The sequence below is a fragment of the Kribbella endophytica genome (genome assembly GCF_054781295.1).
In genome coordinates, this window is the sequence record NZ_BAAGUR010000006.1 from 357,759 (window position 1) to 384,462 (window position 26,704).

At 69.2% G+C, this 26,704-nt stretch carries 18 protein-coding genes; 15 read left to right on the top strand and 3 right to left on the bottom strand.

Annotation, left to right across the window (positions count from 1 at the left end; translation table 11 throughout):
• Positions 1-43: 43 nt before the first annotated feature.
• Positions 44-3,322, top strand: a complete 3,279-nt coding sequence (locus ACYVIO_RS39605; RefSeq protein WP_460656153.1) for a sacsin N-terminal ATP-binding-like domain-containing protein — start codon at positions 44-46, stop codon at positions 3,320-3,322.
• 32 nt (positions 3,323-3,354) lie between these two features.
• Here the strand turns inward: ACYVIO_RS39605 and ACYVIO_RS39610 are convergent, their stop codons facing one another.
• From ACYVIO_RS39610 to ACYVIO_RS39620, 3 genes are all read right to left on the bottom strand, one after another.
• On the bottom strand, positions 3,355-3,939 hold the full coding sequence (locus ACYVIO_RS39610; protein ID WP_460656154.1) for a carboxymuconolactone decarboxylase family protein: 585 nt from the start codon (positions 3,937-3,939) through the stop codon (positions 3,355-3,357).
• Positions 3,936-5,732, bottom strand: a complete 1,797-nt coding sequence (locus ACYVIO_RS39615; protein WP_460656155.1) for an AfsR/SARP family transcriptional regulator — start codon at positions 5,730-5,732, stop codon at positions 3,936-3,938. The genes ACYVIO_RS39610 and ACYVIO_RS39615 overlap by 4 nt, the downstream gene beginning before the upstream one ends.
• 218 nt (positions 5,733-5,950) lie before the next feature.
• Positions 5,951-6,766: a class I SAM-dependent methyltransferase gene (locus tag ACYVIO_RS39620; protein ID WP_460656156.1), complete on the bottom strand. Its 816-nt coding sequence runs from the start codon at positions 6,764-6,766 to the stop codon at positions 5,951-5,953.
• A gap of 335 nt (positions 6,767-7,101) precedes the next feature.
• On the opposite strand from ACYVIO_RS39620, the gene ACYVIO_RS39625 reads away from it, so the two are divergent.
• From ACYVIO_RS39625 to ACYVIO_RS39690, 14 genes are all read left to right on the top strand, one after another.
• Positions 7,102-8,937 (top strand): ABC transporter substrate-binding protein, encoded by a 1,836-nt coding sequence (locus ACYVIO_RS39625; protein ID WP_460656157.1) that lies wholly within the window; start codon positions 7,102-7,104, stop codon positions 8,935-8,937.
• Complete coding sequence (locus tag ACYVIO_RS39630; protein WP_460656158.1) at positions 8,934-10,028, top strand: ABC transporter permease; 1,095 nt, start codon at positions 8,934-8,936, stop codon at positions 10,026-10,028. Before ACYVIO_RS39625 ends, ACYVIO_RS39630 begins: the two co-directional genes overlap by 4 nt.
• Before the next feature lie 5 nt (positions 10,029-10,033).
• On the top strand, positions 10,034-10,909 hold the full coding sequence (locus ACYVIO_RS39635; protein WP_460656159.1) for an ABC transporter permease: 876 nt from the start codon (positions 10,034-10,036) through the stop codon (positions 10,907-10,909).
• Positions 10,902-11,720: an ABC transporter ATP-binding protein gene (locus ACYVIO_RS39640; RefSeq protein WP_460656160.1), complete on the top strand. Its 819-nt coding sequence runs from the start codon at positions 10,902-10,904 to the stop codon at positions 11,718-11,720. Before ACYVIO_RS39635 ends, ACYVIO_RS39640 begins: the two co-directional genes overlap by 8 nt.
• Entirely contained in the window at positions 11,717-12,604 is an 888-nt protein-coding gene (locus ACYVIO_RS39645) for an ABC transporter ATP-binding protein (protein WP_460656161.1), read from the top strand. Before ACYVIO_RS39640 ends, ACYVIO_RS39645 begins: the two co-directional genes overlap by 4 nt.
• A 380-nt stretch (positions 12,605-12,984) precedes the next feature.
• Positions 12,985-14,400 (top strand): family 2B encapsulin nanocompartment shell protein, encoded by a 1,416-nt coding sequence (locus ACYVIO_RS39650; RefSeq protein WP_460656162.1) that lies wholly within the window; start codon positions 12,985-12,987, stop codon positions 14,398-14,400.
• Between the two features lie 7 nt (positions 14,401-14,407).
• A complete protein-coding gene (locus ACYVIO_RS39655) occupies positions 14,408-16,732 on the top strand; it encodes a terpene synthase family protein (protein ID WP_460656163.1) in 2,325 nt (774 codons plus the stop codon).
• Complete coding sequence (locus tag ACYVIO_RS39660; RefSeq protein WP_460656164.1) at positions 16,729-18,120, top strand: family 2B encapsulin nanocompartment shell protein; 1,392 nt, start codon at positions 16,729-16,731, stop codon at positions 18,118-18,120. Before ACYVIO_RS39655 ends, ACYVIO_RS39660 begins: the two co-directional genes overlap by 4 nt.
• A gap of 10 nt (positions 18,121-18,130) precedes the next feature.
• Positions 18,131-19,204 (top strand): family 2 encapsulin nanocompartment cargo protein polyprenyl transferase, encoded by a 1,074-nt coding sequence (locus ACYVIO_RS39665; protein WP_460656165.1) that lies wholly within the window; start codon positions 18,131-18,133, stop codon positions 19,202-19,204.
• A 13-nt stretch (positions 19,205-19,217) separates the two neighbouring features.
• Positions 19,218-20,153 (top strand): 4-hydroxy-3-methylbut-2-enyl diphosphate reductase, encoded by a 936-nt coding sequence (ispH, locus tag ACYVIO_RS39670; RefSeq protein WP_460656166.1) that lies wholly within the window; start codon positions 19,218-19,220, stop codon positions 20,151-20,153.
• Positions 20,150-21,256: a flavodoxin-dependent (E)-4-hydroxy-3-methylbut-2-enyl-diphosphate synthase gene (gene ispG / locus ACYVIO_RS39675; RefSeq protein ID WP_460656167.1), complete on the top strand. Its 1,107-nt coding sequence runs from the start codon at positions 20,150-20,152 to the stop codon at positions 21,254-21,256. The genes ispH and ispG overlap by 4 nt, the downstream gene beginning before the upstream one ends.
• Entirely contained in the window at positions 21,253-22,020 is a 768-nt protein-coding gene (locus tag ACYVIO_RS39680) for a bestrophin-like domain (RefSeq protein ID WP_460656168.1), read from the top strand. The genes ispG and ACYVIO_RS39680 overlap by 4 nt, the downstream gene beginning before the upstream one ends.
• A gap of 201 nt (positions 22,021-22,221) precedes the next feature.
• Positions 22,222-23,412: a DUF6923 family protein gene (locus ACYVIO_RS39685; protein ID WP_460656169.1), complete on the top strand. Its 1,191-nt coding sequence runs from the start codon at positions 22,222-22,224 to the stop codon at positions 23,410-23,412.
• Between the two features lie 450 nt (positions 23,413-23,862).
• Positions 23,863-26,640 carry an ATP-binding protein gene (locus tag ACYVIO_RS39690; protein WP_460656170.1) on the top strand — a complete coding sequence of 926 codons (2,778 nt, stop codon included), beginning with the start codon at positions 23,863-23,865 and terminating at the stop codon, positions 26,638-26,640.
• Positions 26,641-26,704 lie beyond the last annotated feature (64 nt).

A 26,704-nucleotide genomic window follows, 5' to 3' on the forward strand; every position in this document is an offset into this window, starting at 1 on the left:
AGCAATTCCGCCCGGCGGTCGCCGGGCGCATAGGCTCCCGCCCGTGAGTGATGACTTCGGGAGTTCCGGGATCAGGGAGCGCGTTCTGGCCGGGTGGGCGGCGGCGCCGGTTCGGTTTCGGGAGGATGCGAACGCCGAGGAGGATCTGGCGCTCGGCGGGTACCTGGATCGGGTGGTGGTCGAGCTCGCGCAGAACGCGGCGGATGCTGCGGTGCGGGCCGGAGTGCCGGGGCGGGTGCGGTTCTCGTTGCGGGGGGAGACGCTGGTTGTTGCCAACACCGGCGCGGGGTTGACGGCGGCTGGGGTTGAGTCGCTCGCGACCTTGCGTGCTTCAGCGAAGCGGGATGACGACCTGGAGCGTTCGGGCGGGGATCTGCGGCAGTTGGATCCGCGGGCTGTGGCGGTGGGACGGTTCGGGGTTGGGTTCTCAGCGGTGCTCGCCGTGACTGATGAGCCGGTGATCCTGTCGCGGAGTGGTGGGGTGCGGTTCTCGCGAGCGGACACGGCGGCTGCGGTGGCGGCGTTGGGGTCGGACGGGCTGGATCTGGAGGTACGGCGGCGCGACGGGCAGGTGCCGGTGCTGCGGCTGCCGTTCGCGGCTGAGGGGGAGCCGCCGGCGGCGTTCGACACCGCGGTGATCCTGCCGCTGCGCGACGACGCCGCGCGGGAGCTCGTACGGCGGTTGCTCGCCGACGCGGGTGATCCGCTGCTGCTCGCGCTGCCTGGGTTGGAGCGGATCGAGATCGATGTGGACGGCGAGGAGCGGGTGCTCGCTGACGTCACCGAGCGATGGACGGTACGGCGGGCCGCGGGGGTGCTCGACGAGGACGCGAGAGAGCGGTTGCTGGGGGATCGGCCGACCGAGGAACGCGCGCGGCCGTACTGGTCTGTGCTGTGGGCGTTGCAGCGGTCTGGTGAGACCGACGTACCGCGGACCGTCTTCGCTCCGACGCCGACCGACGAGTCGTTGTCGCTGCCGGTGTTGCTGTTGGCAACCTTTCCGCTCGATCCGTCGCGGCGGCATGTTGCGAAGGGGCCGCTCGCCGATCACCTGGTGGAGAAGGCCGCGCAGGCCTACGCGCGGTTGCTGCAGACGCAGGCCGAGGCGGGGGTGAATGTCCTCCCGCTGGTGCCGACGGGTCTGGCTGCTGGACCGCTGGATCGTGCTCTCCGCGAAGAGATCATGAAGGTGCTGCCTGGTACGCCGATCCTTCCCGGCCTCGAGGGCCGGTACTTGAAAGAAGACGGCGGCGACGGCCTTGGGGCCGGTCTGCGGGATGGTGGTCTGCCCGAGCCGCGGACCGCCGGCCGGGGTGAGGGAGGGGCTGGGTCCCCGGATCTCGACCAGCGGGACGGCGGCGAGGCCGGGCGGGAGCGCGATCGGGCCGTGCCGAAGTTGCTGGCGCCGCGGGAGGCGGTGGTGGTGGCCGGGGCTGATGAGGCGTTCGAGGTGGTGCTGGCGCCGATGGTTCCTGGGCTGGTGCGGGAGCGGCGGCAGGATCGGACGGCGTTGGAGGCGTTGGGCGTACGGCGGCTGGAACTGGCTGAGGTCGTTGACCAGCTGGGCGCGGCGGGGGAGTCGCCGGAGTGGTGGCAGGCGACTTATGCCGCGCTCTCCGGGATGGTCACGGATTCCTTGCTGCGTGAGGGTTTGGGGACCTTGCCGGTTCCGCTCGCGGACGGTCGGCTGGTTCGTGGCGTGCGTGGGTTGCTGCTGCCAGGGCGGGAACTGCCGAGCGACGTACTGGCGACCTTCGGCGAGTACGGCGTACGCGTGGTGCATCCGGATGCCGCGCACGAGACGCTGGAACGGCTGGGAGCGCTCCCCGCGACGCCGCGGACGTTGCTCGAGGACAGCGCGGTCCGGGCAGCAGTGGAGAACTCGGCCGATGCCGACGACCCCGCGCTGATCGCGGCCGCGGTGCTCGGGGTTGTCGCGGTGGATCCGAGTCAGGCCGACGGGCTGTGGTGGTTGTCCGACCTCGTCCTGCGCGATGCCGACGGCGAGCTCGTCCCGGCGAACGCGCTGGTGATCCCCGGCTCTGAGGCCGAGGCGGTGCTGGATGCGGACGAGGTCGCGCCGATCCACCGCGACCTGCTCGACCGGTACGGCGTCGAGGCGCTCACGGCGGTCGGCGTACTGAGTTCGCTCGGCGTCGTCGCGGCGGCCGATGTCGTGCTCGACGAGCTGCCGGAGGAGCTGGCGGATCTCGACGGGATCGAGGACTGGGCCGACGATGTGGCGCCGGATGGTTCGCGGTACGGCGTGACTGTGGGCGAGTTGGTCGCCGTACGGGATCTGGACTGGATCACCGACGACGCGTGGCCGCGCGTGCTGGAGCTGTTCGGAACATCGCCGGAACTGCGGCGCGCGGTGGTCGATCAGCCGCGCGTGGTCGGGCCGGACGATCGCGCGTTCGGCGTACCGTCGTACGCGGCGTGGTGGATCAGAGAGCGCGTACTCCTGGAGGACGGCGAGCCGCTGGCCGGGCGTGCGGATCCCGAGGTCGACCCGGTGCTGGCGAGTCTGCTCGATCCGGCGCCGGAGTGGACGGCGCGGCTGGATCCGGAGGTGCGGACGGCGGTCGGGTTGGTGCGGACGGTCGCCGACTTGGATGTCGACGGGGTGGGGGAGTTGCTCGACCGCTTGGCGGAGCCGGGGCGGGAGATCGGGGAGAGCGCGATCCTGAGCCTCTGGCAGCAGCTGGGCACGCTGAAGGTCTTCCCCGACTCGGCTCCCGAGCACGTCCGAGTGCTCGGCGGGGAACAGTCGCGGGCGGCGTCTGCAGCACAAGCCGGTGAGCCCGGTGAGCCCGGTGGGACCGGCGAGAGCGGGGACTCCGTGGGCGACCCGGAAGAGGTGCTGAGCCGGGTGGTTGCGGCCGCCGATGCCGTGGTCGCGGATGGGCCGATGTGGTTGCAGCGTGTGGATCTGGGCGGATTCGTGGTTGCGTTCGGCGTCGTTGCCGACGGGCTGAGCGATCTGCTCGAGGTGCCGATGGCCGGGGAAGTTGCCGCAGGCAAGGTCGACGGCGTCGGCACGGCGGCCGACGTACCGGCGATCGTTCGCGAGCTGGTGCCGCAGGTGCCGGACACCTGGTGGGAGCACGAGGAACTGACCGTCGACGGAGTCGAGGTCTCGTGGTGGGTCAGCGAGGACGGCGCTCCGCACGCGGCGACGTTCAACGGACTGGCGAAGGCACTCGCGTGGTCGGCGGGCCGCTGGGATCAGCGGCACGTCATCCTCGCGATCCTCAGCAACCCGAGTCGCGCATCAGAGCTGAGGATCGACGCAACCTTCGATCCGCCGCCGACGAGCTGACGCCGAGGGGGAAGAGCTTCCAGCCCGGCCCGTCAGGCCTGATCCAGCGGGCGGCCCGTCGGCAGCGCGTCGAGGACTGACGCGGGCGCCAACTGGTGGTACGCCGCGTCGGGCCTAGTGCCCAGCGCGTCGTTGACGGTTGAGAACGCAAGCCTCAGCGCCACGAACACCGTCAGCCCGAAGATCTGACGATCGGTCCACCCGGCCTGCCGCAACGGCTCGAGATCGTCAGGAGTCGTCGCATTAGGATCCCGCGTGACCTTCCGCGCCCACGTCGCCAGCGCGAGATCGCCAGGGGAGAGCTGAGCATCGTCACCACTCAGCACAGCCGCGGCATGCTCAGCCGAGCTCTCCCCGGCCAACTTGGTGCCCCAGGCAACAGAACAGTAGGTGTCCCCAAGCGTCGACGCCATCGCCGAGATCAGGATCGCCCGCGTCCGGAAGTCGAGATCGTGCTCACGGACGACCGAGTCGACCAACCCGAACAACCCGTCCTTCAACCCCGGCTGGTACGACCACAGCCGGCTCAGGTTCATCACGAACCCCAGTTCGTCACGCTGTGCGGCAAAGCCGGCCGAGGTCGCCTCGTCCGGCTCGGGAAACGGCAGAAAGCTCATAGCCCCTCGAAAAGTCTGGTCAGTTTCGGATTGTCGATCTCGGCCGCGACCAGGCGCGCCGAGTTGATCGCGTGCGGATCGCCCAGCCGACCGAGATACAGATTCGCCCGTACGACGAGCTCCCGCAGGTCGCAGCGCGCGGCCAGCCCAGCCAGCTGAGCCGCCAGCGTCCGGGCCCGGGCCTGATCGCCCTGGTCCAGCGCCGTACCAACAGCCGTGTCGAGCACATGCGCGTGCACCCACTGGTACCGATCCGGCTCCCGACTGGCCCGCCGGGCCGCCTGATCGAGCCAGTGCACAACCCCCTGATAGTCCCCGCGCTCAGCAGCGAGCAGGCCGAGCCCCCGCGCCGCAATCCCTTCCCAGCAAGGGTCGTTGACCTGACACCCCAACGCCCAGGCCTGCTCGAACCCCTCCGCCGCAGCGCCCACCTCCCCGGCGTACAGGTCGAGCTCGGCCTGCAGAGCCTGCGGCCACGGCAGGAACGCGACCCACCGCTGCTGCCTGACCAGGTCGAGCGACTGCTCGACCACGGCACGGGCCTGGCTGTAGTCACCGCGCAGCAGATGCGCCCGCCCGAGGATCGACAACGACCACGCCTGCTGGCGTGCATCGCCGCAGCCGGCCGCCAAAGCAGCCGACTCACTGAGCTGCAGCAACGCGGCCGGATAGTCGCCCAGGTCCGACGAGTTCATTCCCCGTACGCCGAGGATCGCCGCGTTCTCCTCGTCGGTCTCCGCCAGCGCCGAGGCTCGCGCGAGCCAGCTCTCGGCCGTCGTACGACGGCCCGCCTGCACCTCGACGAACCCGAGTTGCCGGTACGCCGTGACAACCGTCGCGCGGTCACCGGCTCGTTCGGCGACCAGGATCGCCTCCTGCAGTGTGATCGCGCCTTCCTCGTCCTGCCCGCGGACCGCGTGCACGAGCGCGCCGCCGAGCGCGACGAGAGCGCGTCCCTGCAGCTCGGTGTCGCCGCAGCGGGCCGCTTCAGAGACCGCTCTCCGAAGGCACTCGAGCCCGGACTCGACCACTCCTGCGGCGACCGCGGCGCGACCGGCCTCGAAGGAACTCAATGCTGCCGCGCGGCTGCCGACCAGGCCGAGCGTCGGGCGTTGCTCGACTGTCGACGCTTGGCGTAGCGAGGCGGACGCCTCGATTCCCAGCTCTCGACGGAGCATGTCTTCGCAGACCGCGACCTGCCGCAACGCGCCGGATCGATCGCCGGATACTGCGAGACTTCGTACGAGCAGCTCGTGGTTGCCTTGCTCCAGAGGATTCGCCGCAACGGCCTTGCTGGCAAAGGGAATCGCGTCCTCGGCCCGTCCCGCGGCGACCAGTCCGACGGCGGCCTCCCGTAGGCGAGCCTCGACGGCTGACGCGACGCGGTGCCGCTCGATCGACAGCCAGGACTCGAAGTCCGGGCAGGCCTCGAGCTCGACGCCTTCGAGCAGTTCCCCGTCGAACTCCAGCAGCTGCGCAGGGTCGGCCGCGGCGAGCACCTGCAGTACGTCGACGCGCACGAGGCCGTCGAGCGAGCTCAGTACAGGATCACCAGAGAGCGCTCCCCGTACGCCGAGCGCTCGGCGCAGCTCCGCCAACGTCCAACGCAGCGCGCCGAGCGGGTCCTCGGCGTCCGCGAACAGCATCTCCGCCAGGCGTTTGCGCGCCGGCGGACGCTCCGCGAGCAGCACGTAGGCAAGCAGCGCCCAGCTCTTCCGTCCCCGCGGCGCCCGCACCGGCACGCCGCCATAAGCGATCGAAGGCCGCCCGAGCAGCCGGATCGTCCCCTCCATACCCACCCCCGAGCCCCAGTGTGAACCCCAGCCCCTGTCACCGACCAGCCCCCGCCCCCGGGCGCTGGCCCACCCCCCCGATCACCCACCTGCATCGTCCCCTCGGCGACGCCGGTGGGTGGGTGGGGCGGGGAAGGGTGGCACCGACCGCCTGGCACTCGCCGTGCGGCACCAGCCCCCGCCGTCCAGCACCTCCCCGTCCAGCGCCCGTCGACGGCTCAGCGTCGTACGCCGACCGCCTCCAGGTACTCCGCGTGCGCCGCGATCGTGCCGTCGTCGGCCTGGTTGAAGTTGCGCGGTACGTCGGCCAGCTCCGCCGCGAACTGCGCGCGGTCCGCCTCCGACAAACTCCCCGCCAGCTTGGTGATCGGGCCGTAGAACTCTCGGAACCACTCCGAGAAGTGCTCCGCCGAGTGGTAGCGGAACACGTACTCGCGCTTCTCCAATGCGGTCCACTCGACCCGGTCGCCGAACAGTTCGGCCAGGTGCTCCTCGGTGCCCCACAGCACCGCGGGCTTGACCCCGGCCGGCGGTGGCGCCCACTTGCCGACGACCTTGAACATCTGCCCGACCATCCCGCTCGGCGTCCAGCAGGAGAGCGCGATCTTGCCGCCCGGCTTGGTGACGCGGACCAGCTCGTCCGCGGCCCGCTGGTGGTCCGGCGCGAACATCACGCCGACCGTGCTGAGCACGAGGTCGAACGACGCGTCCGGGACCGGCAGGTTCTCGGCGTCACCCTCGGTGAAGGTGACGGGCAGGTGCTCGGCGGCCGCGCGTTCGCGACCCTGCTCGAGCAGGTTGGTGGCGTAGTCGATCCCGGTCGCGTCGGCGAACCGGCGAGCGGCCGCGAGCGCGGCGTTGCCCTGACCGCAGGCGACGTCCAGTGCGCGTTGCCCGGCCCGTACGTCGGCCGCCTCGACCAGCAGCTCGGCGATGATCTGCAACGTGTTGCCCACCCGCGGGTAGTCGCCGGTCTGCCAGGCGGCACGTTGCTTGTCCTTGATCGCCTCGAAATCGACAGCAGTACTCGTCATGCGGTGTTCCCCCTAGAACGTGGTTGATGACCCCAGGCAACCCACCCACCGTGTGACACCGCGTGTGACAGTGACGAAACCCCAACGTTCACAGAGCGCGAGCCATCGTTGTCAGAGGTTGGTATATCGACTGATCAGCGGAAACCGGCGATTTCTCCAAGCCTGGCAGCAAAGTCTTGCCATCGTTGTCATCGCTACTTATAGTCCGAGAAACGTTTCAACCAGTGATTTTCCGCTCTGAGCAAGTGAAACGGAGATGCCTTACGTCACACCGGCCGGGCGCGACGAGACGCGCTGAGGCCGAGCCACACCCTCGGACCGAAGGAGATCCGATCGTGAACGACGCGCCCCGCCCGCAGTTCGAAGACGTCGCACAGGTCGTGCGCCACCAGCTGAGTCGCCGCAGTCTGGTCGGGGGAGGTGCCGCCCTGGGTCTGTCCGGTCTGCTGGCCGCCTGCTCCGGCGGAGGCGGTTCGTACTCCGACAAGCCGGCCAACCAGCCGGCCGCGACCAAGTCGGTGCAGATCGGCAAGGCGAACATCCCCACGCCGCGCGACCAGACGGTCGTGATCGGCCAGGTCGAGTACAACGTCTTCGACAGCTTCAACACGATGATCCCGAACGGCTGGCAGTCCGGCGCCGGCTTCGAGTCGATCTGCCGCGAGGCGATGTTCTACCTCAACCTGGCCAACGGCGAGCTGAAACCGTGGCTGTGCACGGGGTACGAGTACAACGCCGACCACACCCAGCTGACCTTCAAGTTCGACCCGAAGGCGAAGTGGAGCGACGGCAAGCCGCTGACCGCGAACGACTTCAAGTTCACCGTGCTGCTGCTGAAGGACCGCAAGGACCTGTTCGGTGGTGGCGGTGACCTGGCCGAGTTCGTCCAGTCGATCGACGTACCGGACGCCGAGACCGCGGTGATGAAGCTGAAGAAGCCCGGGCCGCGGATGCACTACAACTTCATCGCGGCGATCGCGAGCGCGTTCGACATCCTGCCCGAGCACGTCTGGAAGGGGCAGGACCCGACGAAGTTCAAGGAGAACCCGCCGACCCGCTCCGGCCCGTACAAGCTGAAGCAGACGATCCGCAGCCAGCGGATGTTCGTCTGGGAGAAGAACCCGGAGTACTGGGCCAAGGAGCAGCTCGACCCGGCTCCGCAGTACGTCGTGTACCAGAGCACGGCCAAGCAGCTGGACTCCGCGGCGCTGGCCTTCGAGCGGGCCGAGTTCGACGTCGGCTCGATCGACGAGCAGCACGCCAAGCAGCTGCGCAACACCGGTTACCCGGCGATGGTCACCACGCAGTTCCACGACCCCAACCCGCGGATCGTCTGGCCGAACTGCGACCCGGCCCGGGGCGTGATCGCCGAGCCGAAGATGCGGCAGGCGATCAACTACCTGATCGACCGGGAGAAGATCGGCAACTCGATCTGGCCGGTGAAGGTGCCGGCCGCGATCTACCCGTGGGCCGACTACCCGAGCAACGACGCGTGGAAGAACGACGAGCTGGCCGAGAAGTACAAGTTCGAGTACAGCCTCGACAAGGCGAACGCGCTGCTGGACGAGATCGCACCGAAGAACGCGGCCGGCAAACGCACGTACAAGGGCAAGGAGATCAACCTCGAGTTCATCACCGCCTCGCCGGTCGACGGTCCCGAGTACGCGATCGCCAACGTGATCAAGACCGACCTCGCCAAGGCCGGCGTCCCGGCGACGCTGCGCAGCCTGAGCGGTCCGGTGCACAGTGAGAAGTTCGAGCGCGGCGAGTACGACCTGGACTCCAACTGGGACGGCTTCGCGTTCGATCCCCAGCAGCTGTACACGAACTGGACCAGCGACAAGGCCCAGCCGATCGGCAAGAACGCGGCCGGCAAGAACAAGCAGCGGCTGAAGAGCCCGGAGCTGGACGCGGTGTCGGCCAAGCTCGCCGTCCTGGACCCGAAGAGCGCCGAGGCCAAGCCGCTGCTGGACCAGGCGCTGGAGATCTACTTCACGCAGCTGCCGCTGATGCCGGTGATCCAGACCGGTTACCCGTCGTACTTCAACACCAGTTTCTGGACCGGGTGGCCGACCGACGACGACCTGTACCAGGTCCCGCTGAACTGGTGGTCGCACTTCATCTTCGTGCTCGGGAGGCTGAAGGCGACCGGCCAGAAGGGCCCGGCGTGACCGCGACCGCGCCGGCGGCCGAGGCCGTGGAGGAGAGCGCCGAGAGCGCTCCCTCCCGCGGTCTGCGGCCCTGGCTGGCGCGGCACCCGCTGGCGGCGTACGCGATCCGGCGGTTCGGCCTGTACCTGGTCGAGCTGTGGGGCGCGCTGACGATCGCGTTCTTCTTCTTCCGGCTGATCCCGGGCGACCCGATCCAGACGCTGATCCAGACCCTGCAGCAGAACTACGTCTACAACCAGCAGGCCAGCACCGAGGTCATCGCGCGCTACCAGGCCGAGTTCGGGCTCGACGGCAACATCGTCGTGCAGTACCTGAAGTACATGCAGAACCTGATCTTCCACGGCGATCTCGGGCCGTCGCTGATCAACTACCCGACCCCGGCGCAGGACGTCATCCTGCGGTCGTTGCCGTGGACGATCGGCCTGCTCGGCATGGCCGCGGTGATCAGCTGGGTGCTCGGCGTGCTGATCGGCGCGATCGCCGGCTGGCGGCGCGGCAAGCTCGGGTCGACGATCATCACGAACCTGTCGATCGCGCTGTCGCACGTGCCGTTCTTCTTCGTCGCGCTGATCCTGGTCTACGTGTTCGCCTACACGCTGGGTTGGCTGCCCGCGCGCTCGGCGTACGACTCGACAATCAGTCCGGGCTTCAGCCTGGACTTCATCGGCAGCGTGATCAAGTACGGCTTCCTGCCGGCGATGTCGATCGTGCTGATCGGGACGTTCAGCTGGATCCTGTCCACCCGGATGCTGATGGTTCCGGTGCTCGGCGAGGACTATCTCGTGTACGCCGAGGCGAAGGGCCTCAAGCCGTGGCGGATCCTGACCCGGTACGCGCTGCGCAACTGCTACCTGCCGCAGATCACCGCGTTCGGTATCTCGCTGGGCTTCATCTTCAACGGCAACGTGCTGGTGGAGCAGCTGTTCAACTACCCGGGGCTGGGATCGACGCTGGTGACGGCGATCCAGCAGCTCGACTTCAACACCATCCTCGGCGTCACCGACATGGCGATCTTCTCCGTGCTGACCGCCGTCCTGCTGCTCGATCTCCTGCTGCCCCTGCTTGACCCGCGCGTCAAGTACTGGAAGTGATCGCGATGAGACTACTGACCGCGACCGGACACACGATCCGGCACAGCCCCCGACTCGCGACCGGCCTGGCCCTGCTGGCGGCGATGATCCTGCTGGCCGTCTTCAGCCCGCTCATTGTCGATGCCGTCGGCAACGGTAAGGACCCGCTCGAGTTCGCGGCGTACGAGAAGTGGCTCGTCCCCGGACCGGACCACCTGCTCGGCACCGACCAGTTCGGCCGGGACGTGCTCGCGATGGTGGTGAGCGCGACTTCGGTCTCCCTGCAGATCGGCGCGATCGCCGGCGTGATCTCGACCGTGGTCGGCGTGATCGTCGCCTTCGTCGCCGGTTACAAGGGCGGCTGGATCGACGGCGTGCTGTCCACCTTCACCGGGATCCTGCTGGTGATCCCGACGTTCCCGCTGCTGATCGCGCTCTCGGCGTACGCGAAAAACGTCAGCCTGTTCCAGGTCGGCGTGATGATCTCGATCTTCAGCTGGCCGTTCGCGGCCAAGACGATCCGGTCCCAGGTGCTCAGCCTGCGATCACGCCCGTACGTCGACCTGGCGCGCGTGAGCAAGGCCCGCGACATGGAGATCATCGTCACCGAGCTGCTGCCGAACCTGCTGCCGTTCATCGGGGTCGGTTTCGCCTCGTCGGCGCTGGGCGCGATCTTCGGCCTGGTCGGCCTGGAGGTGATCGGTCTCGGACCCGGTGGCGTGATCGACCTGGGCCAGATCATCTTCAACGCGATCAACACCGGTGCGCTGACGCTCGGCGCCTGGCCGATGTTCGTGGTCCCGATCGTGCTGCTGACGTTGCTGTTCGCGGCGCTGAACATGATCAACATCGGGCTCGAAGAGGTCTACAACCCGCGGCTGAGAGGAGTGGCCGGTGAGTGACGACGACGTCGTCCTGGAGATCTCCGGGCTGGAGGTCGCCTACTCCACCAACAAGGGCGAGGTGAAGGCGGTCTCCGGCCTCGATCTCGCCGTACGCCGGGGAGAGATCCTCGGCATCGCGGGGGAGTCCGGCAGCGGCAAGAGCACGCTGGCCGTCGCGTTGCTCCGGCTGCTCAAGCCGCCGGGCAAGGTGACGGCGGGGAGCGCGATCTTCCGTCCCCGTGGGCGTTCCCCGGTCGACCTGCTCAAGGTCGACGGCGAGGAGTTGCGCGTACTGCGCTGGAGCTCGCTCTCCTACCTCCCGCAGGGCTCGATGAGCTCGCTCAACCCGGTGATGCGGATCGGTGACCAGTTCCGCGACGTCATCCTGGAGCACGCGCCGGAACGCCGGAGCACCTTGTCCGAGCTGGTCCCACGGCTGCTCGGGCAGGTCGGGCTGGAGCCGGACGTCGCGCGGATGTACCCGCACGAACTGTCCGGCGGGATGAAGCAGCGCGTGCTGATGGCGATCTGCGTCGCGCTCGAACCCGACCTGGTGATCGCCGACGAGCCGACCACCGCGCTCGACGTGACGATCCAGCGCGTCATCCTGCAGAGCCTGGTCGACCTGCAACGCGACTTCGGCGTCACGCTCGTGGTCATCTCGCACGACATGGGCGTGCACGCGCAGCTGGTCGACCGCGTCGCGGTGATGTACGAGGGCAAGCTCGTCGAAGTCGGCGACGTACGGCAGGTCTACAAGCAGCCGAAGCACGAGTACACCCGGCAACTGATCGAATCGATTCCGCGGCTCGGCAGGAGGGCATCGTGACCAAGACGATCGAGCTCAGTGGCGTCCAGCAACGGTTCCACGCCCGCGGCGCGGCCGGCGGTTACCTGACCGCGGTCGAGGACGCGAGCTTCACGCTCTCCCCGGAGCCGCCGCAGGTGGTCAGCCTGGTCGGCCAGAGCGGCAGCGGCAAGAGCACCATCGCGCGCAACGTGCTCGGCCTGCAGAAGCCGACCAGCGGCACGATCAAGTACGGCGGCAAGGACATCTTCAAGCTCGACCGCGCCGAGTACGACGACTACCGCCGCAACGTGCAGCCGGTCTTCCAGGACCCGTACGCGATCTTCAACCCCTTCTACCGCGTCGATCGGGTGCTCTGGAAGGCGGTCAAGAAGTTCAACCTGGCCAAGAGCCAGGCCGAGGGCCTCGCCATGATCGAGCGCTCTCTCGAGGCCGTGAAGCTGGAGCCGGAGCGCGTCCTCGGCCGGTACCCGCACCAGCTGTCCGGTGGCCAGCGGCAACGGGTGATGCTGGCCAGGATCCACATGCTCCGGCCGGCCTTCGTGATCGCCGACGAACCGGTGTCGATGCTCGACGCCCAGGTCCGCCGGCTGTTCCTCGACATCCTGCTGGACTTCCAGCGCGAGCACGGCATGACGACGCTGTTCATCACCCACGACCTGTCGACCGTCTACTACCTCGGCGGCCAGGTGATGGTGATCAATCGTGGCCGGATCGTTGAACGAGGCCCCGTCGACACCGTGATGCACGAACCGTCGCACCCTTACACCCGCCTGCTGCTGGACTCGATTCCACAACCCGACCCCGACCTGCGCTGGACCGGCCGGATCGAGGTCGACGAATGGTCCGGCACGGCGCAGGCCGGTACGCCGAAGGCCAGTGCGCCGGAGACCCCGATCATCTGAAAGACGTATTGAGTCGGGGTCCCGCGGCCATTAATTCGGGGTCGCCAGGGCTTTGCAAGATCGTCACTCTGTGCGTCTCTTGACGCCTGAGGTGAGGGCTCGGTTACGGTGAGTGCGTATCCAGCCGGACTGGCCGAGCGTGGGGCGAACTGGGCGCCCCGAGCAGTCGTCCGCCGGCCAGTTCCGTCCCGCGTCGGTGTTGCCGCCGACGCCTGGGCGGGGTCTCGGCTGGAAGTCATCTCCTCTCCGACGAGTCGTTGACTGCCGCCTGCCCACGATGCGTTTCTGCATGCCTCCGTCCGATCGCCGACCTCACCCCGGGTTCCCGGGGCGCTGCGTGCTGCGATCGAACGGTCCAACCGAATGGTGGTGCATTCCGCGTGACCCTGACCGAACCGGCGTCCTCCGACGCCCAAGCGCAGCGACCGCAACTCAGCCTGGGGACCGCCGCCGCGCGGAACCTGGCGACCACGACCAAGTCCGAGCCGCAGATGCAGGGGATCACCTCGCGGTGGCTGCTGAAGATGCTGCCCTGGGTGCAGGTGAACGGCGGCGCGTACCGGGTGAACCGGCGACTCAGCTACGCCGTCGGTGACGGCCGGGTCACCTTCACCACCAGTGGTGCCGAGGTCCGCGTGATCCCGCAGGAACTGTGCGAGCTCGCGCTGCTGCGCAGCTTCGACGACGTCGAGGTGCTGACCGCGCTCGCCGACCGGTTCGAGCAGCAGGAGTTCCAGCCCGGCGACGTGATCGTCGAGCGCGGCCACTCCGCCGACCGGATCTGCCTGATCGCGCACGGCAAGGTGAGCAAGATCGGCGCCGGCAAGTACGGCGAGGAGTCGGTGCTGGAGACCCTTGCCGACGGCGACCACTTCACCTACCGGGCGATCCTGGAGTCCGAGGACTACTGGGAGTACACCGTCAAGGCGATCACGCCGTGCACGTTGCTGACGCTGTCGCAGGACTCCTTCGAGGAACTGGTCGGCCGGTCGGACAGCCTGCGGGCGCACATCGAGGCGTTCCGGGCGAACCCGCAGCCCGACCAGGACGAGTTCGGCGAGGCTGAGATCGCGCTGTCGGCGGGCCACGAGGGCGAGTCCGACCTGCCCGGGACGTACGTCGACTACGAGACGACGCCGCGCGAGTACGAGCTGAGCGTCGCGCAGACCGTGCTGCGGGTGCACACCCGCGTCGCGGATCTGTACAACCACCCGATGGACCAGACCGAGCAGCAGTTGCGGCTGACCATCGAGGCGCTGCGCGAGCGCCAGGAGCACGAGATGGTGAACAACCGCGACTTCGGCCTGCTGCACAACGCGGACCTGAGCATGCGGATCCCGACCCGCAGCGGGCCGCCGACGCCGGGCGACCTGGACGAGCTGCTCGGAATGGTCTGGAAGGAGCCGGCCTTCTTCCTGGCCCACCCGCGCTCGATCGCGGCGTTCGGGCGGGAGTGCACGAAGGCCGGGATCTACCCGGACAGCGTGGACTTCGGCGGGCACCGGGTCCCGGCCTGGAGGGGTGTGCCGATCTTCCCGTGCAACAAGATCGGCATCAGTGAGACCCGGACCAGCTCGATCATGCTGATGCGCACGGGGGAGGACAGCCAGGGCGTCGTCGGTCTGCAGCAGACCGGTCTGCCCGACGAGTACGAGCCGGGGCTGTCGGTGCGCTTCATGAACATCAACGAGAAGGCGATCATCAACTACCTGGTGAGCGCGTACTACTCGGCCGCCGTACTCGTCCCGGACGCGCTCGGAATTCTCGAGGGCGTCGAGATCGGGCGCGAGGGCTAGGCCCGAGATGAGAGTGCCGTCACCACCGGGAGCCGCCGCCCGGCTCGTCTCCCGCGTCGGGCGGGACGCGACAGACGAGCCGGGCGGCCCACCACCTGGGGCCACGAAGCAGCCGTACCAACTTCCTGACTTCTACGTTCCTTATCCGGCGCGACTCAACCCGCACCTGGAGCAGGCCCGCGAGCACAGCCGCGGGTGGGCGTACGCCTTCGACATGATCGACGTACCCCAGGAGGGCAAGGCGATCTGGGACCTGCACGACTTCGAGTCCCACGACTACGCCCTGCTCTGCGCGTACACGCATCCGGACGCGAGCGCGGCCGCGCTCGACCTGGTCACCGACTGGTACGTGTGGGTCTTCTACTTCGACGACCACTTCCTCGAGCTGTACAAGAAGACCAAGGACACCGCCGGCGCGAAGGCGTACCTGGACCGGCTGAACGCGTTCATGCCGGTCGAGGGGCCGATCACCGAAACGCCGGAGAACCCGGTGGAGCGCGGTCTCGCCGATCTGTGGAACCGGACGATCCCGTCGATGTCGGCGGGCTGGCGGCGCCGGTTCGTCGACACGACGGAGGCGTTGCTGGCCGAGTCGCTGTGGGAGCTGTCGAACATCACCGCCGGCCGGCTCGCCAACCCGATCGAGTACGTCGAGATGCGCCGCAAGGTCGGCGGCGCACCGTGGTCGGCGAACCTCGTCGAGTACGCCGTACAGGCGGAGGTTCCGGACGAGGTCGCGCACCTGCGGCCGATGAAGGTCCTCAGCGACACGTTCTCCGACGCGGTGCACCTGCGCAACGACCTGTTCTCGTACCAGCGCGAAGTGGAGACCGAGGGCGAGCTCAACAACGGCGTACTGGTCGTGGAGCGCTTTCTCGGCTGCTCTCCGCAGCGAGCCGCCGACCTGGTGAACGACATCCTCACCTCGCGGCTGCACCAGTTCGAGAACACGGCGCTCACCGAGGTGCCGCCGTTGCTCGAGGAGCACGCGGTCGGTCCGCAGGGACGGCTCGACGTCCTGAGCTACGTGAAAGGCCTGCAGGACTGGCAGTCCGGTGGGCACGAGTGGCACATGAGGTCGAGCCGCTACATGAACGACGGCGGCCAGGCGGCGACGCTCGGGCCGAGCGCGTTCCTCGACGGGCCGAAGGGAATCGGTACGTCGGCCGTCCGGATCCTGCAGTCGATGGTGACCTCGGCGCCGTACCGGATCCGCACGCACACGCACCGCCCGTACGAGGTGGTGGAGCCGTACACACCACCCGAGCTGTACATGCCGTACCAGGCCAAGATGAGCCCGCACCTGCAGAGAGCGCGAGCCAACGTGCTCGAGTGGGGAGAGCGGGTCGGGATCACCGACGGCCTGGTGTGGGACCGGCACCTGCTGGAGATCGCGGATCTCGCCCTGTGTGCGGGTGGGATCCATCCGGACGCCGAGGCAGACGCGCTGGACATCTCGACGCAGTGGCTCGCGTGGGGGACGTACGCCGATGACTACTACCCGGTGGTCTACGGCCGGACGCACGACCTGGCCGGCGCCAAGGCGGCGAACCAGCGGCTGTCGGCGCTCATGCCGCTGGATCTGAGTCCGGGGATCGTTCCGGTGAACGGGCTGGAACGCGCTCTCGCGGATCTCTGGGTGCGGACCGCGGAACCGATGACGCCGGAGGCGCGGACGTCGTTCAAGGATGCGATCGACTCCATGATCGACAGCTGGCTGTGGGAGCTGGCGAACCAGGCCCAGCACCGGATCCCCGATCCGGTGGACTACCTGGAGATGCGGCGGCGCACGTTCGGGTCGGACCTGACGATGAGCCTGTGCCGGATCGGCCACGGCCGGACCGTTCCACCGCGGATCTACCGGACCCGGCCGATCCGGGCGCTGGAGAACGCGGCCGCGGACTACGCGTGCCTGCTGAACGACGTGTTCTCGTACCGCAAGGAGATCCAGTACGAGGGGGAGCTGCACAACGGCGTGCTCGTCGTACGGAACTTCCTCGACTGCGACCTGCCGACGGCGTTCGAGACGGTGAACGCGTTGATGACGGCGCGGATGCGGCAGTTCGAGCAGTTGATCGCGGTCGATCTGCCGGTGCTGTTCGACGACTACGACCTCGACGAGGACGCCCGCCGCGTGCTCAACGGGTACGCCGAGGAGCTGCAGAACTGGATGTCCGGGATTCTCGTCTGGCACCAGGGCTGCGGCCGGTACGACGAGGCCGAGCAGCTGCACATTCCACGCAAGCTGCTCGGCGGGACTTCTGGGTTGGGACAGTCGGCGCTGCGGATCCCGCGGCCGGCTAGCGCGAAGCGACTGGAGGGTGCATTGTGACGACGTCTGACACCGAAGCCAAGCCGCAGCTCAGCCTGGGAACCGCGGCGGCGCGGCAGCTGGCGAGCACGACCAAGTCCGTCCCGCAGATGCAGGGCATCTCGCCACGCTGGCTGCTCCGCGTCCTGCCCTGGGTGGAGACCAAGGGCGGCGCCTACCGGGTGAACCGCCGGACCAGCTTCGCGGTCGGCGACGGCCGGCTCAGCTTCTCGGTCGCCGGCGCCGACGTCCGGGTGATCCCGCAGGAGCTGACCGAGCTGCCACCGCTGCGCGAGCTAGCCGACCCGGATCTCCTGCAGGAGCTGGCGAACCGCTTCGGCGTGGAGGAGTACGAGCCGGGCTACTCGCTGACCGAGTTCGGCAGCCGGATCGACGACGTGCTGCTGATTGCCCACGGCAAGATCAGCAAGGTCGGCGTCGGCCGGTACGGCGACGGCACCGACCTCGGGACGTCGGCCGACGGCGACTACCTGGGCGAGCAGCTGTTCCTCGACCCGCCGGAGAGCATCTGGGAGTACACCGCCCGGACGACGACCCGGTGCACGATCCTGCGCCTGACCCGGCAGTCGCTCGACGAACTGAAGGACCGCTCGGAGAGCCTGCGGGCCTACCTGGACGACGTCCGCGCACGGCCGCGGCCGGCGCAGAACAAGAACGGAGAGGCGGAGATCGCGCTCTCCTCGGGGCACACCGGCGAGGACGACCTGCCCGGGACGTTCGTCGACTACGACCCGGCGCCGCGGGAGTACGAGCTGAGCGTCGCGCAGACGATCCTGCGCGTGCACACCCGGGTGTCCGACCTCTACAACCACCCGATGAACCAGACCGAGCAGCAGCTGCGGCTGACCATCGAGGCGCTCCGCGAACGCCAGGAGCACGAGCTGATCAACAACCGCGACTTCGGGTTGCTGCACAACGTGGACTTCAAGCAGTGCCTCTACCCGCGCAGCGGTCCGCCGACCCCGGACGACTTCGACGAGCTGCTCACCCGGCGGCGCAAACCGCGGGCGCTGCTGGCCCACCCACGAGCGATCGCGGCGTTCGGCCGGGAGTGCACCAAGGCCGGCGTGTATCCGGAGAGCACGCTCGTCGAGGGACAGCGCGTCCAGTCCTGGCGCGGCGTACCGATCCTGCCCTGCAACAAGATCCCGATCAACGCGGACAACACGACGTCGGTGCTGGTGATGCGGACCGGGCTCGAGGACGAGGGCGTCGTCGGCCTGCGGCAGACCGGTTTGCCGGACGAGGTCGAGCCGGGCCTGAACGCCCGGTTCATGGGCATCAACGAGAAGGCCCTCACGTCGTACCTGGTCAGCACCTACTACTCCGCCGCGGTCCTGGTCCCGGACGCCCTCGGCGTTCTCGAGCACGTCGAACTCGGCGGATGAGGAGCCTGCGATGACGACAGTCGAACAGACCGGTCCGTCCACGGACCCTCCGATCCAGCGCGTGCAGAGCGCGGGAATTCCGGCTCAGCAGTTGCTGGCCTGGTCGCGGGACCAGGTGGAGCCGGCGCTGCGGGAAGCGGTCGGAAGGATGCCGCTGGCAACGCAGCGGATCACCAACTACCACTTCGGCTGGGAGGACGAGGACGGTACGCCGACCCGCGCGGACGGCGGGAAGGCACTCCGCCCGGCGCTCGCCCTGCTCGCCTCACAAGCAGTCGGCGGTACGGCGGCCGACGGCGTCCCGGCGGCGGTCGCGGTCGAGCTGGTGCACAACTTCTCACTGCTGCACGACGATGTGATGGACTGCGACACGACCCGGCGCCACCGGCCGACGGCGTGGACGGTCTTCGGACTCGGCCCGGCGATCCTGGCCGGGGACGCCCTGCTCAGCTTGGCGTTCGACGTACTGGTTGCCAGCGGCCACTCTTCCGCCGACGAGGCCGCGAAGACGCTGGGCCAGGCCGTGCAGGAACTGGTCGAGGGACAACTGGCCGACGCGCACTTCGAGACCAGGACCGAGGTCGCGCTCTCCGAGTGCGTCCGGATGGCGCAGCTGAAGACCGGCGCACTGCTCGGTTGCTCGACTGCTCTGGGAGCCCTTCTCGGTGGAGGCCGGCCTGAGCAGGTCGATCATCTGCGGCTGTTCGGCGAGGACCTCGGTCTGGCCTACCAGTACGTCGACGACCTGCTCGGCATCTGGGGCGATCCGCGGGTCACCGGCAAGCCGGTGCACTCGGATCTGCGACGACGCAAGAAGTCCTTGCCGGTGGTCGCTGCGTTGAGCTCGGGCACGGAGGCCGGGCAGGCGCTCGGCGAGCTGTACGGCGGGACGCACGACCTGTCCGACGACGAGTTGGTCCGCGCGGCCGACCTGATCGAGCAAGCGGGATCGCGCGCCCAGAGCCAGGCCCAGGCCGACGCTCTGCTCACCGCGGCCCTGGGGGAACTCCGGTCGGCGGCGACCGGGCGGCCGGCGGACGACCTGGAGCGGCTGGCGCGATTGGCGACCCGCCGGGACCGATGAGTTGGGGGGAGCTATGCCGAAACGCACCATCTTGCTCGCGTCGCCGCGTTCTTTCTGTGCCGGTGTCGAACGAGCGATCGAGATCGTCGAGGTCCTGCTCGAGCAACGCCGGCCACCGGTGTACGTCCGCAAGCAGATCGTCCACAACAAGCACGTCGTGGCCGACCTGGAGAGCCGTGGCGCCGTCTTCGTCGAGGAGCTGGACGAGGTCCCGGACGGCGCGACCGTCGTGTTCTCGGCCCACGGGGTGGCGCCCGCGGTCCGCGCCGAAGGGGAGCGGCGTGGACTGGACGTGGTCGACGCGACGTGCCCGCTGGTGACGAAGGTGCACGCCGAGGCCCGCCGGTACGCGGCGCGCGGCGACACCGTCGTACTGATCGGGCATGCCGGTCACGAGGAGGTCGAGGGGACGATGGGCGAAGCCCTGGAGCAGACCGTGCTGGTGGAGAGCGTCGAGGACGTCGCGGCCTTGGAGGTCGACGATCCTTCGCGCGTCTCCTACCTGACCCAGACCACGCTGGCGGTCGACGAGACGACGGCGATCCTCGATGCCCTGCGCAACAAGTTCAAGGCGTTGCGGGGACCGGACTCCGCGGACATCTGTTACGCGACCACCAACCGGCAGGAGGCGCTGGGAGCGCTCTCCGAGGAGGCCGACCTGGTGCTCGTGGTCGGATCGGTGAACTCGTCCAACTCGGTGCGCCTGGTCGAGCTCGCCGAACGCCGGGGCACTCCGGCGTACCTGATCGACGACGCTTCCGGCGTACGGGAGGAGTGGCTGGACGGCGTCGAGGTGATCGGGCTGACCGCGGGAGCGTCGGCGCCGCCGCGGCTGGTCGAGGGTGTGATCGCGGCGATCCGCGAACGCGGTCCGGTCGAGGTGATCGAGCGGGAGGTCGCCCAGGAGACCATCCACTTCACGCTGCCGGTGGCGGTGAGGAATCCATGACCGCGGTGTCGCTGGGGATGCCGCCGCTTCCCGTCGTACGGCGGAAGTCCCGGCAGGTGATGGTCGGGTCGGTGCCGGTCGGCGGGGGTGCGCCGGTGTCGGTGCAGTCGATGACGACGACGCCGACCGCCGACGTGAACGCGACGCTGCAACAGATCGCCGAGCTGACGGCGGCGGGCTGCCAGATCGTGCGCGTCGCCGTACCGTCGCAGGACGATGCGGACGCGTTGCCCGAGATCGCCAAGCGGTCGCAGCTGCCGGTGATCGCGGACATCCACTTCCAGCCGAAGTACGTGTACGCCGCGATCGACGCGGGGTGTGCGGGGGTCCGGGTGAACCCGGGCAACATCCGCAAGTTCGACGACCAGGTCGCGGGGATCGCCCGCGCGGCGTCGGCGGCCGGTGTACCGATCCGGATCGGTGTGAACGCGGGCTCGCTGGACCAGCGGCTGCTGGTCAAGCACGGCAAGGCGACCGCCGCGGCGCTGGTCGAGTCGGCGCTGTGGGAGTGCTCGCTGTTCGAGGAGCACGGGTATCAAGAGCTGAAGATCTCCGTGAAGCATCACGATCCGTTGGTGATGATCGCGGCGTACCGGGAACTGGCCCGGCGCTGCGACTACCCGCTGCACCTCGGCGTGACCGAGGCCGGACCGTTGCTGCAGGGAACCATCAAATCCGCGGTCGGTTTCGGCGTACTGCTTGCCGAAGGCATCGGCGACACGATCCGGGTCTCGCTGTCCGCGCCGGTGGTCGAGGAGGTCAAGGTCGGCTCGCAGATCCTGGAGTCGTTGGGGTTGCGGCCGCGGACCTTGGAGATCGTCTCGTGCCCGTCGTGCGGGCGCGCGCAGGTCGACGTCTACACGCTGACCGAGAAGGTCGCGGCGGCGTTCGAAGGGTTCCCGGTGCCGCTGCGGGTCGCGGTGATGGGCTGCGTGGTGAACGGGCCCGGAGAGGCCAGAGAGGCCGATCTCGGGGTCTCGTCGGGCAACGGGAAGGGCCAGATCTTCGTCCGGGGCGAGGTGGTCCGGACGGTGCCGGAAAGCCAGATCGTCGAGGCACTGCTCGAGGAGGCGCTCGGGCGTGAGTGGGGAGCACAGGAATGACGATGACCTTCAACGGTCTGTTCTGGGTGTTCGGGCTGATGATCGTGACCGCCGTCCTGGCGGTGATCCTGCGCAAGGCCCGGCAACGGTTCGGGCGGGAAGCGAACAACGAGGTCGCCGGACAGGTGTTCACGATCGTCGGCGGAGTGAACGTCGTCGTTGCGGCGTTCGTACTGATCTCGCTGTTCGACGCGACCGACAGCGCCGACGAGAACAACTACCAGGAAGCGAACTCGCTGGTCGCTGTTCAGTGGGCGAGCGACTCGCTCGCCGAGCCGGCGCGCACGAAGATCGGTGAGCTGACGCGGGCCTATGCGACCGAGGTCGCCGAGAAGGAGTGGCCGGATCTGCGGTCCGGTACGCCGGTGAACGACCGCGGCTGGGAGCTCCTGACCCAGCTGCAGAACGAGCTCGAGGGCGTTCCAACGAAGACCGACCGCGAGGAGGACAGCCGGATCGAGGCGTCGACGCAACTGTGGAACGTGTACCAGGCCCGGCAGGTCCGGCTGAACTCCGCCGGGAGCGGGGTGAGCGCGGTGGTGTGGTTCGCGATCCTGGTCGGGAGCTTGATGTCGATCGGGCTGATGTTCATGTTCGGCGGGCCGGGGGTCTACTCGTACGCCGTCATCGTGTCGATGCTGTCCGGCGCGATCGCACTGCTGCTGTTCGCGATCTACCAACTGCAGAACCCCTTCAGCGGGGGCGCGAACATCGGGCCGGATGCGTTCGTCGCGGCGCTGTCCCGCCTCAGCCACGGAGGATGAGCGCGAATGCGAGGGGGATTCGAGAGGGTGGGGCCGGGCGCTCCGGCTCCGGCCAGCCGGCCGCGCCGGCGGCCTGTGGGGCCCCTCCACCTGCGCGCCCGGCGGGTTGGGGCGTTGACCGTTGCGGCGGGGCTTGCGGTTGCGCCTGCTGTGTTGGTGGTGCAGGAGTCTTCGGCTGAGGCTGACTGCTCGGCTCTGCAGGTGGACTCGAGTGGGCCGACTTCGCTGTCTCGGTTGCGGCGGGTGGAACTGCCGTCGGGGCGGATCACCGACCTGGGCAAGCTCGACTACCAGGTCGACGCGATGGGGTACTCCCGCTCGCAGGACCTGGTCTACGGAATCGCCTCGCGGGATCGGCGCGGCTGGTTGCACCGGAAGCCGCATCTCGTGTCGATCACCCGGCGGGGGACTGTCACCGACCTCGGGGAGATCCGGCGCGGGGTAGGCGGGATCGCGGATCCGGTCGCGGGAGCGGTCTCCGGCAACCGGCTCTACCTGCGGGACGCGCTGCGGCTGTACACGATGGACATCGACCCCGGCAGCCCGACGTACAAGAGTGTGCTGCGGGTGGTCCGGCTGAAGACGCTGATCGGGACGCTGACGCTCGACGACTTCGCCGTGGATTCGTCGAGCGGGCTGCTGTACGGCGTGTCCACGCTCGGGATCGGGCCGGCGAAGGTGGTCAGCATCGACCCGGGCAGCGGGGTGATTCGCGCGGTCGCCACCGTGCGCGGCGTGCCGTCGATCGCGTCGTACAGCTCGGTGGTGATGTCCGGGAGGACCTTGTACGCCGTCCACACGCACCCGGGTCTGAAGAGCCGGCTTGTGCGCATCACGCTCTCAGGCGACGCACGTGAGGTGAGCACCCTCCCATCAGCCTGGACCAGTGACTCAGCTGGTTGCCTCCAGCAAGCACCCCCGCCGCCTCCTCCACCACCACCGCCACCACCGCCACCACCGCCGCCTCCTCCGCCCCCACCTCCGACACCGACACCCACCCCGCGGCCGACTCCGCGCCCGCCGAAGGCGACGCCCAAGCCGCCGGCTCCGCCGACTGCGAAGCCGCCGGTCCCGCGCCCGCCAACGCCTACCCCGACCCCGACTCCTACCCCCACGCCTCGGCCGACGCCGACGCCGACGCCCACCCTCACACCGACGGAGGCGATCGAGCTGCCGCCACCTCCGGTGCCGACCCCGACGCCGCGGCCGACCCCTAGGCCGAGGCCGGCGGAGGTGACCCCGCCGGTGGTCAGCATCGCGCCGCAGATGGCGGCGGTCCCGAAGGAGGACGACCGCACCGTCCAGGTACTCCGCCGTTGGTCGATGGCAACCCTGCTGGTCATCCTCAGCAGCGGTGCCGCCATGGCCGCCCAACGCCGGATGCGCCGATGAGCAAGGAACGCCGACCGCACCCGCCGGGAACCGACGGGATCGCCGGGTACGTGCCCGTGAGCAGTCGGCTCGTGCGAACTTCCGCCGGCGGCGGCGGGACGTTTCGGCGTCGTCACCCGGCGGGAGCGCGGCGGCCGGCCACGGCAGTTGGAACCGGCGCGGATGACGTCGCCTGCTGGCCTGGGCACGTTGGGGCCCAGCAACTGGCGGCCCGAGGGCGGGACGTGCGATCAGGTCGCATGAGGTGGACGGTGCGTGGGGAGATTGAAGATGAAACCGGCTCAGTTCGACTGGGGGTCGGCGGGGCTCGGAAACAGGGGAGCGGTCACACTATGTGCGTGATGCGGTTGACTGAGAGTAGTTGGAACGAAACAAACGGGCACCGGACCGGCGTACGGACACGGAGGGTGGCCACTGGCCGCCCGGCGGGGACGTACTAGGCGAGTGGCGGTGCGTACGACGAACGGGGACCGGCCGGAGGGGCCTCGGCTGGTCGGCAGGGAACGTGAGACGCGGCTGCTCAAGGCCGCGCTGGCGGCGGCGCCGAGCCTGGTGCTGGTGGTCGGCGAGGCGGGGACCGGTAAGAGTCGGCTCGTTGCCGAGATCGCGCGGGACCATCCGGCGCGCTGGCTGACGGGTCAGTGTCATCCGGTGCAGGATCAGGCACCGCTGACGCCTGTGCTCGAGGCGTTGGCGCCGGTGCTGGACGCGCGACCAGGGACCGGTACGCCGTGGCGTGGTGAGCTGGTGCCGGGGATGCGGCACTCGGTGTTCGCGCGGGTGACCGAGGTGCTCGGGTCGCTCGGGCCGGCGGTGCTGTTCGTGGAGGACCTGCACTGGGCCGATCGGGGGACGTTGCAGCTGCTGCGGTTTCTCGCGAGCCGGCTGCCGCGGGAGGTTCGGCTGGTGGGGACCTACCGGCCGGAGGATCTGCGGTCGGCGGGGGAGATCACGGCGCTCGCGGGATGCGTACGGGCTGGGACGCGTACGGCGGAGGTGCGGGTGCAGCCGCTGCAGGCGGCCGCCGTACGGGAGATGGCTACGCAACTGCTCGGTGTGGATGCGTTGCCTGAGGCATTGGCCAACGAGTTGTTCGAGCGGACGGGTGGGTTGCCGTTCGTCGTCGAGGAGTTCGTGCGGGATGCGCCGGTGGGGCCGGACGGGCTCATCGCGGCGGTGGAGCGCGCTCTCGCGGAGACGCGGGCGCCGGTTGCGTTGCGGGCTTCGGTGACGATCAAGTTGGAGCAGGTGTCGGAGGCCTGTCGGCGCGTGGTGTGGGCTGCCGCCGTACTGGATTCGCCGGCGTCGGACAGCTTGATCGGTGCGGTTGCCGAGAGCAACGGGATGGAGCTGACCGAGGCGGTCGACGTCGGATTGGCGCGCGGGCTGCTCGGGCAGGTGCGGCCGGGGTTGTACGACCTGCGGCATGCGTTGGCGCAGAGAGCGGTGTACGAGACGATCCCGCCGGACGAGCTGCGGCGGTTGCATCGGCGGGCGGCTGAGGCTTTGGCCGCGCGAGAGCCGGGCGCGCACGCGCGGATCGCGGATCACTCGCGGCGGGGTGGGTTGATCGACGTGTGGTTGGCGCAGGCCGAGCTTGCCGCCGGACAGTTGGTCGCGGCGGGCGAGGCGGAGAGCGCGATCTCGCAGTTGCTGGAGATGCTGCGGGTCGAGGTGCTGCCGTGGACGGACCGGGCGCGCTTGGCGACGCGGCTGGGGCATGCGGCGGTCGAATCGTCGCTGTGGTCCGAGGCGGTGGTCGCGATCCGAATGGTGCTGGACGAGGCGCTGGAGCCGAGTGCCGATCGGGGCCGGTTGCGGTTGGCGCTGGGGGTGTTGCTGCACGATCGCGCGGGGGAGTTCGGTACGGCGCGTCGCGAGCTCGCGGCGGCGGTCGCGGAGCTCGCGGACGACCCGGCGAGCGCGGCCTGGGCGATGTCGGCGCTCGCCGTGCCGACGTCGGGGATGGAGGAGATCGCCGAACACCGCGCGTGGATGCACCGGGCCTCGCGGCTGCTGAGGGAGACGGACGAAGCGGATCCTGGGCGCGCTGCCCTCCGCGCTCGGCAAGCTCCACGCGTCGGCGACGCGGATGAAGGCCCCGGTCGCGCAGGACGCGGCCAGTCGGCCGGTGACGCGGATGACGGTCGCGGGCAGATGCTGGGCGGGGGCGATGGGGCTGCTGCTCGGCTGATGGTGCGGCGGAATCGGGGGCGGTTGGGGGTGGCGTTGGGGGACTTGTCGGAGGTGGACGAGTCGGCGTACTCGGCGCGGGGGCTCTTGTGGTTGGGGCACGATCGGCGGAGTGCGGCGTTGCCGGCGGGGGTGGGGACTCGGTTGTGGCAGGCGTGGCTCGCGGGGGACTGGGAGTTGTTGCCGGAGAGGTTGCTGAGGGCAAGGGCCGTGGGGGCGTCGGCGCCGTTGGTGCAGGCGCAGCTCGAGCTGATCGGCGGGCGGATGCGGTTGGCTCAGGGGGATGTTGCCGGGGCCAAGGAGTTGTTGCTAGCGGTCGGCGGGGAGCTGCCGGTGCGGGCGGCGGCGTTGGCGACGGTCGGGCGGTTGCACCTTGCGGCCGAGCAGGGTGGTGCGGCGCTGGAGGCGATCGAGGAGTTCGTGGAGGTTGTACGGCGTAAGGACGGGTGGGCTTGGGCGAGTGAGTTCGTGGCGACTACTTGTCTGGCGCTGGACGCTGTGGGGCGGCGGGAGGATGCGGTCGCGCTGCTGACCGAGTTCGAGGCTGGGCTGGTCGGGCGGGATGCTCCGGCGTCTGTTGCTGCGGGCAAGTTGGTACGGGCGTTCGTGGTTGGTGATCTCGGGTTCGACGAAGCGGCAGCGGCGTACCGGGCGATCGGTCGGCCGTACGACGAGTGCCTGGCGCTGGAGGAGAAGGCGCGGCGGGCGCTCGACGTGGGGGAGTCGGCGCAGTTGGTCGCGCTGGCGGCGACGTACGAGAAGTTCGGGGCGCGGTGGGACGCGCGTCGGTGCCGGGACGCTTTGCGCGAGGCGGGGGTTGCGGTGACGTCGCGGCGGGGGCGGCGCGGGTACGGGAACGCGCTCTCGCCGCGGGAGACGGAGGTCGCGCGGCTGGCGGCGCGTGGGTTCAGCAACAGCCGGATCGCGGCGGAGCTGTCGGTGTCGGTCAGTACGGTCGAGGATCACCTGACCAACGCGATGCGCAAGTTGAAGATTCGCTCGCGCCACGAGTTGGGGCCGTTGGTGAATCCGTAGACCGGGAGCAGGACGGGCCGGCCGGTGCGCTGCTGCTGATGAAGCCTCAGGTGGTCACCATCTT

Bases quoted from the DNA above. Each gene is read 5' to 3' on its own strand.
- ACYVIO_RS39655 (WP_460656163.1), top strand. From the start codon at position 14,408: ATGAGAGTGCCGTCACCACCGGGAGCCGCCGCCCGGCTCGTCTCCCGC.
- ACYVIO_RS39620 (WP_460656156.1), bottom strand. From the start codon at position 6,766: ATGACGAGTACTGCTGTCGATTTCGAGGCGATCAAGGACAAGCAACGT.
- ACYVIO_RS39680 (WP_460656168.1), top strand. From the start codon at position 21,253: ATGACGATGACCTTCAACGGTCTGTTCTGGGTGTTCGGGCTGATGATC.
- ispH (WP_460656166.1), top strand. From the start codon at position 19,218: ATGCCGAAACGCACCATCTTGCTCGCGTCGCCGCGTTCTTTCTGTGCC.
- ACYVIO_RS39615 (WP_460656155.1), bottom strand. From the start codon at position 5,732: ATGGAGGGGACGATCCGGCTGCTCGGGCGGCCTTCGATCGCTTATGGC.
- ispG (WP_460656167.1), top strand. From the start codon at position 20,150: ATGACCGCGGTGTCGCTGGGGATGCCGCCGCTTCCCGTCGTACGGCGG.
- ACYVIO_RS39665 (WP_460656165.1), top strand. From the start codon at position 18,131: ATGACGACAGTCGAACAGACCGGTCCGTCCACGGACCCTCCGATCCAG.
- ACYVIO_RS39610 (WP_460656154.1), bottom strand. From the start codon at position 3,939: ATGAGCTTTCTGCCGTTTCCCGAGCCGGACGAGGCGACCTCGGCCGGC.
- ACYVIO_RS39635 (WP_460656159.1), top strand. From the start codon at position 10,034: ATGAGACTACTGACCGCGACCGGACACACGATCCGGCACAGCCCCCGA.